Source organism: Ruegeria sp. YKSF131 (assembly GCF_059612645.1).
Genome location: NZ_JBXWQZ010000004.1, coordinates 115,284 through 126,407 on the forward strand (window position 1 = coordinate 115,284; position 11,124 = coordinate 126,407).

Consider the following 11,124-nt stretch of genomic DNA (forward strand, 5'->3'; position numbering starts at 1 on the left):
GCTGCGCCCGAGATTTTTGTGCCTCCGGCGGGGATATTTTCAGCCAGGTGAAGGATCAAGAGCTTTTTACCATGCGCCGGGCAAGTTTCAGGGCTTCGATCAGGCTGGAGGGGGTGGCGATGCCTTTCCCCGCGATGTCCAGTGCTGTTCCGTGGTCGGGTGAGGTGCGGATGAAAGGCAAGCCAAGGGTGACATTCACGCCCCGGTCGAAATCCAGCGTCTTGATCGGGATCAGAGCCTGATCATGATACATGGCGATGGCGGCGTCATAGCGGGTGCGGGCAGCGGCGTGAAACAGAGTATCCGCAGGATGGGGGCCGGTGATGGTTGCGCCCTCTGGGTTCAGATCAGCCAGCATCGGAGCAATCCAGTCGAGTTCCTCTGTGCCCATCTTGCCGCCTTCACCTGCATGTGGGTTCAGACCTGCAACTGCGATGCGGGGATGTGTGAGCCCGAACTGATCACGCAAACCGCGTACAGTGATTTCAATCGTCTCGCGCAGAAGATCAGGGGTAAGTGCCGCGGGAACCTGTGACAATGGAATGTGAATTGTCGCGGGAACGACGCGCAACCTCTCGCTGGCCAGCATCATGACAACCCGACGGGTTCCGGAAAGGGCTGCCAGAAACTCGGTATGGCCAGGAAAGGTGAAGCCTGCGCCGTCGATCAGGGCTTTCTTGTTGATCGGTGCAGTGCAAAGCGCTGCGGCCTCACCGGTCTGTACCAGTTCGGCGCCGGTTTCGATGGCATCAACCACCGACGGCGCGTTGGCCGGGTTTGGCTGGCCGAATACGTTAGGGGCGGGAAAGTCCATCTGAAGAACGGGCAGGGCCCGATCACAGATTTCAGCGACCTGACTGGGATGTTCGATTTTGGCAACCGGAGTGCCTGCGGGCAGGTGGCTGGCGTCCCCGATATAGAAAAACGGGCAGGCATCGCGCAGTTCAGCCCACGCCTTGGCCGCGATTTCCGGGCCGATACCGGCCGGTTCGCCGCAGCTGAGCGCGACGGTGCGTGTCATTCCTGAGTAATGACAGCGTCAGCCCGCAGCTGTTCCACCAGACTGGCCGCAAAGGCCTGAAGACGTTGCTGCGCCAGCGCATTGGCGACATCGCCCCGAGAGGTGTCTTCGCCCAGATCCCGCGTGCGGTTGCACAGCATCAGGAACACAAGCGTCTGACCATTGTTGCGAGTCAGATTCGCCGATGCTTCGTTCCGGTCCAGCTTGGCCAATTCTACGGCAATATCACCGGGCACCTCGGAAGGCGCGGCTTCGACCCGGTCCAGAACTTCGGCGGGCTGATCCTTGGCAATGCCATAGAGATCATCACAAGTGTCGATTTCTTCTTTCAGCTTCGCGGCCCGCGAAAGGGTTTCGGCGCTGCGCCCGCCTGGCAGGTAATAGGCGGCATAATCCAACTTTGAAATGCGCGGAGCGCCGGTTGCGACTTCGCGCAAGCCACGCATCTGAAACAGGGCAACAGCGTTCGGCAAGGTGATCGGGTCGGTAATCTCACCGGTCTGAAGCCCCAGGATGACAGGTTGAAGCGCCGGGGGCAGGTTCGAGATATTCAACCAGTCCAGACGTCCACCCTGACCCCGTGTTGCGGCTGCGGAATACTGAGCCGCGGCGGCAGAAAAAGCGTCTTGCCCTTCCAGCCGCGAGATTTCTTCGGCCAACAGCTCGGTCTGGGCAACCGTTTGCGGGTTTACCGGGATGATGATTTCGGACAGCAGGACCTGCAATCCGCCACCGCCCGTCTGGCCCAGAGCGCGATCGATCTCATCCTCGGTCGGGCGGGCCTGCGACAGATAGCGCGAACTGATATAGTCGCGCCATGCCAGTTGATCGGCGACATAATCCCGGACCGTTTCCGGGTCGACGCCCGAGTCGCCGAGAAGTTTTAGGAATTGTTCGGATGACAATTGTCCGCGCGAGGCGAATTCGTCGATGCCCAGTTGAACGGCCTCGGGCGTCGCTTGCACGCCGGCGTCACGCATGACCTGCCTGCGCAGTTTTTCATCAATCAAGGCATCCCTGACGTCAGCTTCGCTACCACCGGGCAGGCCCAGAACATTCAGGAATTGCAAGCGCTGTTCAAGCTCATACCAGGTGACAATGTCCTGATTGACGCGGATCGCGGGTGAGAACAGGCTTTGCGCGCCGCCCTGAAGAGGCGCGATTGCAAAAACTGCGGCAACTAGTGCCGGTGTGACCGGCTTAAGCCAACCGGAACCGAGAAACCTGGAGAAACCTAATATCAACTGCATGTTCTCTTGTATGTCTTGCCACCGCCTTCAAGGGCGTACCCTGTCAGAGAAAGGGTAAAGCCGAATTCTGTCGAAGGCTCAATAGTGGATGTTGAAGTAAAGCGCCGACTTACGGACATGTTAACCTGAACACATTCGTTCTGGTAGGTCACGCCCAGACCCAGCCGGATCGGTTCCGACTCGGCCAGATCGTAGCGCGCCAGGGCATTTGTCAGCCAGTTCTGATCGACCTGGTAACGCCCGAGCAGCAGAATTTCCGAGATTTCTTCGGTGATGTTTTCCGCCGGGTCCGGTTCCTGCCAGATATAGCTGCCAGACAGGCCGGCATATTCGGATGCCCAAGCGCCGCGCAGCTCGGCTTTGACAAAGCTGAAATCCCCGTCGATCAGACCACGCCCGGCAAGTGACCAGCCATTGGCCGTGCTGATCTGCCCGGCCACCAGCAAATCCGACGATGTGCCCTGCAACCCAGATGTCAGCGTGAAATTCGGATCGGCGTCAGCACGAAACACCTGACCCACGGTCGCCTGAGCCTGCCAGCCACCCGCGCTATACCGAGCCCAGTTCAGGCCAACCACGCCGGTGGCGCTGTTCTCGCGCTGATCTTCAGCCGGGAAACGCGACAGGGACAGAAGGTTGCCCTGATCGAATTCCTGAAAGGTACTTTCATCATTCGGTACATCGGTGTCCGACACATGTGTCCATCCAAACTGTGCGATCGGTTCGAGGAACTGAACTGCCCCCGACTCCTCGCGCCGTGTCATTGGATAACGGAGTGTCAAAGCCGCACGCGGTGTAGATCGGGTCACGTTGTCTGGATAGTTGCTGTCGTGGCGGACGTTGAAAGTGTCAACCGACGCCCCTAGCGTCGTATCGACCCGCAGCCCCGACGCGAACGTCCAGCTGCGCAACCATTCGGCGTCGAAGGTGGCCCGTGCAATATCCCGGCCAACAACATCTGTGTTGCTGGTACGTTCGTGCGCGTGGCCGATGAAAGCCAGCCGAACCTCGCCACCCAGTGTGTTGGGAAAATAGCGTTTTTCATAGTTGAGATCGAAGACGCGGGACGGGATCTCGTCCTGATTTTCGCTGTCCCGCAGTGTTTTGTAATAGATCAGGCTGGTTTTGAACGCGCTGTCGCGCTTGATCCTCTCCAGCGCGATTTCACTGCGCAAACGGTCCAGATCCGGCAAGCCATAGTCGGCCAGGTAGGCATCGTCGGATGTGGTTTCCAGATTGAAGGTCAGACGAAAATCGTTCTTCAGATTGAACCAGCCGGTGGCAAAAAGGTAGCCGCGATCCTGATCGGGTTGCACATCATCCCGTGTATAAGCGCCTTCCACCTGAATGCGTCCGTTCACGAAAGCCTGACGATAGCGGTATCCCAGCGTTGTCGTCTTGGCTGAGACGTAAGGAGTAAGTGTCAGGTCCTTGTGATCGCCAAGTTTAAAGAAATAAGGGACCTGAACTCCAGTGCCCAATTGCGACGTGCTGCGGATCGAAGGAACCAGAAATCCGGTTGCCCTCTCTAGCGTTGGGTCGGGCAAGCGCAGATAGGGAAAGTAGAATACCGGATAATCCAGCACCCGAAGCTGAGCGCCTTCGAAATATAGTTGCCGTTCCAGTTGATCATGCGTGACTTTGCGCGCCCTGATCTGCCACAGAGGCGGCCTGCCGTCGGTGCAGACATGACAAGATGTGGCCGAAACCTTGCTGAATTGCGTATAGCGACCTGCGGTCCGTTTCGCCTGAACCGAGGCGATCTGTACCTGCTGTTCGAACACCATGCGTGCGCCGATCAGCAGTCCGTTCTGAATTCCGCTGTCCAGTTGCCCTGAATCCGCCAGTAGCGTGGTCTGGCCACCCTGATCGATACGAATGGGGCCTTCCAGTATCAGCTCGCCGGTCTCGCGGTCATAAGTGATGCGATGAGCGGACAATTTGGTGTCGCCCTGAAAGGCTTCGACATTGCCTTCTGCCACAAGTTTACGTTCAGGCGTGATGAAAACCTTGTCGGCCACCAGCAAGGCGGGCTCTTGCTGCGCTTGTGTGCCCTGTGGCTGTGGTTGACCTTGAGAGGTCTGTGCTGCAAGTCCCGCCGGGACGGACAAAGCGAGCGCACTGGTAAGCAACACATGAATAATATGCCGCATCAGCCGTCCTCCGCATGCAGAAGCAGACCAAGAGACAACAGAATTGCGGCAAAGGGCGGTGCCCAGGCAGCGATATAGATGGGCAATTGTCCGTTTTCCCCGAGGATTTGCGCAAAATTGCGCACGAAATAGATGGCAAATCCAAGCAGGACGGCTGTCAGGACGGCGATCCCTGTGCCGCCGAACCGAACGTGGCGCATGGTGAACGCGGCCCCGATCAGAACCATCGAGATCAGAAACAAAGGCCGGGCAAGCTGAACTTGCAGCCAGACCTCATATTGTTTGGTCGAAAATCCCGCCTCGCGCAGGTCGCTGATCAACTGGGGCAGGTCATAAACCGAAACCGAATCCTGTTGTCCCAAAGTGTCCATGATCCGCTGTCGGGTCAGCGAGGTCGGCAGCTCCAGACGCTCGTGTACAACTGAATTGGATTCGGGGTTTTGCCCATCCTGCAAGGCCCAGGTTTTTGCCTGATACAGAACCCAGTTCCTATCTTCCAACTCGGCCCGGTTTGCAACGATCTGCTGGGTCGGTTTGCCATCCCGCCCAAAGGTGATGACGGTTACACCGTCCAGCCGCAGCTTGTCTTGGTTCGACGTTGACCGGGCGTGGATAACGGCCTGTCCGTTTTCGGCGGACTGGCGCAGCCACAGGCCCTCGCTGCTGATCGAAAGGGCCGAACTGCCGTTGTTTCGGTATGAATCCGACAGGCGGCGGAACTCTTCGGATGTGGCCGCTGCGATGGGGTTCAACAATGCAACGGCCAGCGCGCCGATGATTAGCGACAACAGGACAGGGGCGACCAAAGCGCGGATGCCCGAGCGGCCAGTTGCACGGGTCACCACAAGTTCTGATGTGCGTGCCAGCCCGACGAACAAGGCGATGGTGGACAGGATAACCAGCAGAGGCAGCATTTCGCTGATGGCGGCTGGTGTATTCAGGAGCGTAAGGTGCAGCAACTGGGCAAATGACAGGTCGAAATCGTCAAAGCGGCGAATCTGTTCGATCAGATCGATGAGAATCATCAGGGTCAGGAAAATACCTCCGATGACCATGAAGCTTTGCAGGAACCGGCGAGCGAAATAACGGTCCAGGATCATAGGCACGACCCCGCAGTGCCTGTAGTGCGAGGGTTCAGGCCGATATCGCGCCTGCGCAATGCTGTGCGCGACGGCGTATGCCTGCCCTCTCGTACCACGTCTTTCTCCCCCGAACCTGCCGGTCATTTTTTCGGGACCTTAATGCAATTGAAAGGCGGGGAAAACTGCTATCTGGTCAACGCGTGCCCTGCGGGCTAGGTCTTGGGGAACAGAATTCGAGGAGAGTACAATGAGCAGTCTGATACCGATCCGTTTTCAGGAGTTTGACCTGGAGGTTATGGCGCAGGCCGGAGGGCGCGTCGCCATCATCATTCCGGATGACGGTAAGATGAGCCCGGCAGCCCGCCGGGCAAACCGTCTGACGAAGGGCGGGTTGGCGCGGCTTGTTGAAAGCGAGAGTTTCAGAAAGTCCAAGACAGGTGATGTCATCTCGATGGCATGGCCCACAGGGATGGCGGCTGAGGCGCTGGATGTTCTGGTTCTGCCACGTCGCCCCGAGGCCGCCGAAGCCCGTAAGGCAGGTGCGGCGCTGGCTAAGCTGGCAGGCGGCAAGGACATGCTGGTGATGGTGGGCAATCAGGCGCGGGCCGAGGATCTGGCACTGGGGATTGTTCTGCGCAGCTATGAATTCGACGCGCATAAAACCAAGGAAAGCCAGAAGGCTGGCACAGTGACAATCAGCCACGCAAAGCCTGTAGAGATCGAGGCAGATTTTGCACCTCTCTATGCAATTGCTGATGGCGTTCGGATGACGCGCGATCTGACCAATGAACCGGCAAATGTTTTGACCACTACCGAATTCGCGGACCGTCTGGTTGAGATGCAGGAGCTGGGTCTTGAGGTCGAAGTGCTGGACGAAGACAAGCTGGCCGAGTTGGGAATGCGCACATTGCTAAGCGTCGGGCAGGGCTCGGACAGCCCTTCGAAAGTGGTGGTGATGCAGTGGAATGGCGGGGCCAAGGACGACGCGCCCCTGGCTTTGGTCGGAAAAGGCGTAGTGTTCGACACGGGTGGTATCTCGCTCAAACCAGCTGCTGGCATGGAAGAGATGACCATGGACATGGGCGGAGCCGGAGTTGTTGCGGGCACCATGCGCGCGCTGGCCAAGCGCAAGGCAAAAGCCAATGTCGTGGGGCTGGTTGGTCTGGTCGAGAATATGCCCTCGGGTAACGCCACCCGTCCGGGTGATGTGGTCAGGTCTATGAAAGGTGATACGGTCGAGATTATCAACACCGACGCCGAGGGCCGCCTGGTTCTGTGTGACGTGATGTGGTACGCGCAGGAACGGTTCAAGCCGGTCGGCATGATCGATCTGGCAACTTTGACCGGTGCGATCATTATCGGGTTGGGCCATGAGAATGCTGGTGTCTTTTCGAACAATGACACATTCTGCGATGCCTTCCTGAAATCAGCCAAGGCCGAGGATGAAGGCGCCTGGCGGATGCCATTGGGCGATGCCTATGACAAGTTGCTGAAATCGCGCATTGCCGACATGAAAAACGTGGGCGGTCGTCCCGCGGGTTCAGTCACCGCCGCGCAATTCCTGCAGCGTTTCGTGAAAGAGGAAACGCCGTGGATTCACCTGGATATTGCGGGCGTCGCCTCGGTGGCCGACGAGACATCTTACGCGCCCAAAGGCGCCACCGGCTGGGGTGTGCGCGCACTGAGCCGGTTTGTGCAGGACAATTTCGAGTAGGCATATGGGCGCTGTCTATTTCTACCACCTGACCCGCCAGCCGCTGGAGCACACCTTGCCTGCGCTGCTTGACAAGGCGCGGCAAGCCGGGTGGCGGATAGCCGTGCGGGGTACTGACACTGCACGGATGGACTGGCTGGATGAAAAACTGTGGCTGGGACCCGAGGACAGGTTCCTGCCCCATGGACGCGCAGGCGGTCCGTATGACGCGGACCAGCCGATCCTGCTGACCACCAGCGCCGTGGCGGGAAATGGCGCGACCTGTATCATGGCTGTGGATGGCGCGGTGGTCGAGGCGGAAGAAGTCGCCGCGCTGGAACGGGTTTGTATCCTGTTCGATGGCAATGACGACATGGCTGTACAACACGCGCGCGGGCAGTGGAAAGCGCTGACGGATGCCGGATGTTCCGCACAATACTGGTCGGAGGAGTCCGGGCGGTGGGAAAAAAAGGCCGAAGCCTGACCGGCCCGCAATTTTCAGGAGATACGACGATGCAGAAGAAGCCTTTGGGCCGTACCGGAATTATGGTGAGTGATCTGTGCCTTGGCACGATGACATTTGGCTCTCAAACATCTGAAAGGGATGCGCACCGGCAGATGGATATGGCGCTGGACGCGGGGATCAACTTTGTCGACGCGGCCGAAATGTACCCGGTGAACCCTGTCGCGAAGGAAACGATCGGGCGCACCGAAGAGATTTTGGGAAACTGGAATGCCGCCAATCCTACCCGCCGGGGTGATTATGTTCTGGCGACCAAGCATTCCGGCGCGGGGCTGTCCTTTGTCCGTGATGGTGCGCCGATCACCGCCCGCACCATACCCGAAGCGATTGAGGGGTCTTTGCGACGATTGCAGACCGGGTACATCGACCTCTATCAGTTCCACTGGCCCAATCGGGGCAGCTATATGTTTCGGCAGAATTGGGATTATGCGCCGTCTGGCGAAAACACAGACGAAGTGCTGAGCAACATGCAGGAATGCCTTGAGGCACTGCAGGCTCAGGTGGACAAGGGCAATATCCGTGCCTTTGGCCTGTCGAATGAAAGCGCTTGGGGAACCGCGCAATGGCTGCTGCTGGCCGAACAGATGGGGGCGCCGCGTGTGGCATCTGTGCAGAACGAATATTCATTGCTATGCCGCCATTTCGACACCGACCTGGGTGAGTTGAGTGTGCATGAAAATGTTGGGCTGATGGCGTTTTCCCCTTTGGCAGCAGGATTTTTAACCGGAAAGTACCAAAACGACTGCGTGCCCGACGGATCGCGTATGTCATTTGTGCCAGAGATGGGCGGCCGGAAATCCGGTCGTGTTTTCGAGGCGGTTGCAGCTTATCTGGACATCGCCGCGCGGCATGGTCTGGATCCGGTGCATATGGCGCTGGCGTGGTGCCGGACGCGCCCTTTCATGATGTCGGCTATCTTCGGGGCCACGACCGTCGCGCAGCTGGATCATATTCTGGCGGGCGTGGATCTTGAGTTACCCAAGGACGTGTTGGCCGAGATCGGCAGGGCGCATCGGGCGCACCCGATGCCGTTTTAGGGGCTCTGCCCCCGTCGCCTTTGGCGACGCCCCCGGGATATTTTTGGCCAGATGAAGGGGGATCCGGTCAGTGATGGGTGGGATGCGCGCGTTCGTGTCTCAGGTCGCGGGCCGATTGACCGTGGGCGGTGCGGAAAGCGCGGGCAAAGCTGGATTGTGAGGCGAAGCCGGTGGCGAGTGCCACATCCATCAATGGCATGTCGGTGTCGGTGACCAGACGGCGGGCCTCGGCCAGGCGCAGTTGCAGATAGTGGTCCTGCGGCGTGGTGTTCAGGCGGAGGCGGAACTGTTGTTGCAGCGTCCGTGGGCTGGTGCCCAGGCGGTCTGCGATAAAGGCCAGCGGCAGGGGATCATCCAGTGACGCCTGCATCATCGAGTTGGCCTTGGCCGTCAGCGCTGTGTGGCGATGTGGCGCGCCTGTGCGGCTTTGCGGTTTTCCGGGGTCCGGAGCGCCATCGTAAAGGAACAGGCCTGCAACGCGCGCGGCGAAACTTGCGCCGTGACGGGCGGCGATGATGTGCAGCATCATTTCTACAGCCGGAATTGCGCCACCCGAAGTCAGGCGGTTGCCGGAAACGGTGAAGCGATCAGTGCGCACATCAACTTCGGGAAACCGGGTGGCAAAATTTTCGAGGTCTTCCCAATGGGTTGTTGCCAGATGGCCATCCAGTAGCCCGGCCTCGGCCAGGAGCCACGGGCCGCCATCAATGCCTGCCATCGTTGCGCCTGTGCCCGCGATGCGCCGCAGACCAGCCAGCAGGCTGGGGGTGGCGTGGCGGGCCAGTTGGAAACCGGCGACCACGATCATCAGGTCGCAGGATTGCAACCGGGCCAGTGGGATACCGGGCACTTGCAACGCACTGGTAAGCACCGCGGGTTCTGGCGTCGCGGTCACATAGTCCCAGTCAAAGGCCGGGCGGTCCGCCAGACGGTTCGCGGCCCGCATCGGGTCCACCGCAGAGGCAAAGCTGAGCGTGTTGCATTCGTCCAGTACAAGCACCGCAGTTTTTAGGGCGCGGTGTTCCGGTTGCAGTATGTTTTTTGCGGATTTCATCAAGTTTGATTCGCATATTGCCAAGTGGGTTTGCCAAAGCTGCGCCAGAGTCGGGTCAGAACGCAAATCGGAATCCGGGGAAAAGCCTGGGGAAAACCCAAGGCAGAACCGGGTATAACTTGGGGAAAACACCATGCCTCTGGAAATGAACCGCGAAGTCTTCATTACCTGTGCCGTAACCGGCTCGGGCGGAACGCAGGACCGCAGTCCGCATGTGCCGCGGTCACCGCGGCAGATCGCCGACAGCGCGATTGCCGCCGCCAAGGCCGGGGCGGCAGTGGTTCACTGCCACGTGCGTGACCCTGAGACCGGCGTGCCAAGCCGCCGGCTGGATCTGTATCGCGAGGTAACGGACCGCATCCGCGACGCTGATGTGGACGTCGTATTGAATCTGACGGCCGGGATGGGCGGCGATATCGTGTTCGGCGGTGTTGAAAACCCGTTTCCAGTGGCCGCGGGCACGGACATGGTCGGAGCATCGGAACGCGTGGCGCATATTGCAGAATGTTTGCCCGAAATTTGCACCCTGGACTGCGGCACAATGAACTTTGCCGAGGCAGATTATGTTATGACGAATACGCCCGGGGCATTGCGCGCCATGGGCAAGATGATGACCGATCTGCGTGTCAAGCCCGAGATCGAAGCCTTTGACACTGGCCACCTGTGGTTTGCAAAGCAACTGGTGAAGGAAGGGATTCTGGCACCCAACGCTCTGGTCCAGCTGTGCATGGGGGTACCGTGGGGCGCGCCGGATGATCTGAATACCTTTATGGCGATGGTGAACAACGTGCCGGATGACTGGACCTTCAGCGCGTTTTCGCTGGGACGGAACGAGATGCCGTTTGTCGCGGCTTCGGTTCTGGCGGGCGGCAATGTGCGCGTTGGGCTTGAGGACAACCTGTGGCTGGATAAGGGCGTAATGGCCGAGAACTGGCAACTGGTGGAACGTGCAGGATCCATCATCGAGAATATGGGCGCGCGCGTGATCGGCCCTGACGAAGTCCGTGCGAAGCTGGGGCTGACCAAGCAGGCACCTGTTGCAAAATAATGGACACGCAGGTTTTTGGGGGCCAGCCCCCAAGCCCCCGGAGTATTTCTAAAAAGATGAAACATGAGCAGCCAGTAGGTGGGGAATCATGAAAACGGCGGCAATTATTGGGGGCGGAGTTATCGGCGGCGGATGGGCTGCGCGGTTCCTGCTCAATGGCTGGGATGTGCGGGTGTTTGACCCTGATCCCGAGGCGGAACGCAAGATTGGCGAGGTGTTGGACAACGCAAGACGGTCCTTGCCGGGGCTGAGTGACGTTCCGT

General features: G+C 59.2%; 10 protein-coding genes. 5 read left to right on the forward strand and 5 right to left on the reverse strand.

Going from position 1 to position 11,124, the window contains the following annotated elements; all coding sequences use genetic code 11:
• Window positions 1-55: 55 nt before the first annotated feature.
• The 4 genes from pdxA to lptG are packed head-to-tail and all read right to left on the reverse strand — an operon-like array spanning window position 56 to window position 5,524.
• Window positions 56-1,021, reverse strand: coding sequence for a 4-hydroxythreonine-4-phosphate dehydrogenase PdxA (pdxA, locus tag AC2FLZ_RS03075; protein ID WP_480624482.1), 966 nt, complete (start codon window positions 1,019-1,021; stop codon window positions 56-58).
• On the reverse strand, window positions 1,018-2,271 hold the full coding sequence (locus AC2FLZ_RS03080; RefSeq protein ID WP_496881730.1) for a peptidylprolyl isomerase: 1,254 nt from the start codon (window positions 2,269-2,271) through the stop codon (window positions 1,018-1,020). The genes pdxA and AC2FLZ_RS03080 overlap by 4 nt, the downstream gene beginning before the upstream one ends.
• Window positions 2,262-4,424, reverse strand: coding sequence for an LPS-assembly protein LptD (locus tag AC2FLZ_RS03085; protein WP_496881731.1), 2,163 nt, complete (start codon window positions 4,422-4,424; stop codon window positions 2,262-2,264). Before AC2FLZ_RS03085 ends, AC2FLZ_RS03080 begins: the two co-directional genes overlap by 10 nt.
• Complete coding sequence (gene lptG, locus AC2FLZ_RS03090; RefSeq protein ID WP_480621905.1) at window positions 4,424-5,524, reverse strand: LPS export ABC transporter permease LptG; 1,101 nt, start codon at window positions 5,522-5,524, stop codon at window positions 4,424-4,426. The genes AC2FLZ_RS03085 and lptG overlap by 1 nt, the downstream gene beginning before the upstream one ends.
• Window positions 5,525-5,753: 229 nt before the next feature.
• On the opposite strand from lptG, the gene AC2FLZ_RS03095 reads away from it, so the two are divergent.
• The 3 genes from AC2FLZ_RS03095 to AC2FLZ_RS03105 are packed head-to-tail and all read left to right on the forward strand — an operon-like array spanning window position 5,754 to window position 8,759.
• Window positions 5,754-7,220: a leucyl aminopeptidase gene (locus tag AC2FLZ_RS03095; protein WP_496881732.1), complete on the forward strand. Its 1,467-nt coding sequence runs from the start codon at window positions 5,754-5,756 to the stop codon at window positions 7,218-7,220.
• A 4-nt stretch (window positions 7,221-7,224) separates the two neighbouring features.
• On the forward strand, window positions 7,225-7,683 hold the full coding sequence (locus tag AC2FLZ_RS03100; RefSeq protein WP_480621903.1) for a DNA polymerase III subunit chi: 459 nt from the start codon (window positions 7,225-7,227) through the stop codon (window positions 7,681-7,683).
• A gap of 29 nt (window positions 7,684-7,712) precedes the next feature.
• Window positions 7,713-8,759 carry an aldo/keto reductase gene (locus tag AC2FLZ_RS03105; RefSeq protein WP_496714812.1) on the forward strand — a complete coding sequence of 349 codons (1,047 nt, stop codon included), beginning with the start codon at window positions 7,713-7,715 and terminating at the stop codon, window positions 8,757-8,759.
• Window positions 8,760-8,826: 67 nt separating this feature from the next.
• Here AC2FLZ_RS03105 and AC2FLZ_RS03110 read toward each other — a convergent pair whose 3' ends face one another.
• Window positions 8,827-9,813, reverse strand: coding sequence for a GlxA family transcriptional regulator (locus tag AC2FLZ_RS03110; RefSeq protein WP_480517314.1), 987 nt, complete (start codon window positions 9,811-9,813; stop codon window positions 8,827-8,829).
• A gap of 133 nt (window positions 9,814-9,946) precedes the next feature.
• On the opposite strand from AC2FLZ_RS03110, the gene bcoG reads away from it, so the two are divergent.
• A complete protein-coding gene (gene bcoG, locus AC2FLZ_RS03115) occupies window positions 9,947-10,861 on the forward strand; it encodes a 3-dehydrocarnitine:acetyl-CoA trimethylamine transferase BcoG (RefSeq protein WP_496881733.1) in 915 nt (304 codons plus the stop codon).
• 85 nt (window positions 10,862-10,946) lie between these two features.
• On the forward strand, window positions 10,947-11,124 hold a 178-nt coding region (locus AC2FLZ_RS03120), incomplete at its 3' end, for a 3-hydroxyacyl-CoA dehydrogenase NAD-binding domain-containing protein (RefSeq protein WP_496881736.1).

What these genes read in the sequence shown, in the direction of transcription:
- pdxA (WP_480624482.1), bottom strand. Translation starts at nt 1,021, where the DNA reads ATGACACGCACCGTCGCGCTCAGCTGCGGCGAACCGGCCGGTATCGGC.
- AC2FLZ_RS03095 (WP_496881732.1), top strand. Translation starts at nt 5,754, where the DNA reads ATGAGCAGTCTGATACCGATCCGTTTTCAGGAGTTTGACCTGGAGGTT.
- AC2FLZ_RS03085 (WP_496881731.1), bottom strand. Translation starts at nt 4,424, where the DNA reads ATGCGGCATATTATTCATGTGTTGCTTACCAGTGCGCTCGCTTTGTCC.
- AC2FLZ_RS03100 (WP_480621903.1), top strand. Translation starts at nt 7,225, where the DNA reads ATGGGCGCTGTCTATTTCTACCACCTGACCCGCCAGCCGCTGGAGCAC.
- bcoG (WP_496881733.1), top strand. Translation starts at nt 9,947, where the DNA reads ATGCCTCTGGAAATGAACCGCGAAGTCTTCATTACCTGTGCCGTAACC.
- AC2FLZ_RS03105 (WP_496714812.1), top strand. Translation starts at nt 7,713, where the DNA reads ATGCAGAAGAAGCCTTTGGGCCGTACCGGAATTATGGTGAGTGATCTG.
- AC2FLZ_RS03080 (WP_496881730.1), bottom strand. Translation starts at nt 2,271, where the DNA reads ATGCAGTTGATATTAGGTTTCTCCAGGTTTCTCGGTTCCGGTTGGCTT.
- AC2FLZ_RS03110 (WP_480517314.1), bottom strand. Translation starts at nt 9,813, where the DNA reads ATGAAATCCGCAAAAAACATACTGCAACCGGAACACCGCGCCCTAAAA.
- lptG (WP_480621905.1), bottom strand. Translation starts at nt 5,524, where the DNA reads ATGATCCTGGACCGTTATTTCGCTCGCCGGTTCCTGCAAAGCTTCATG.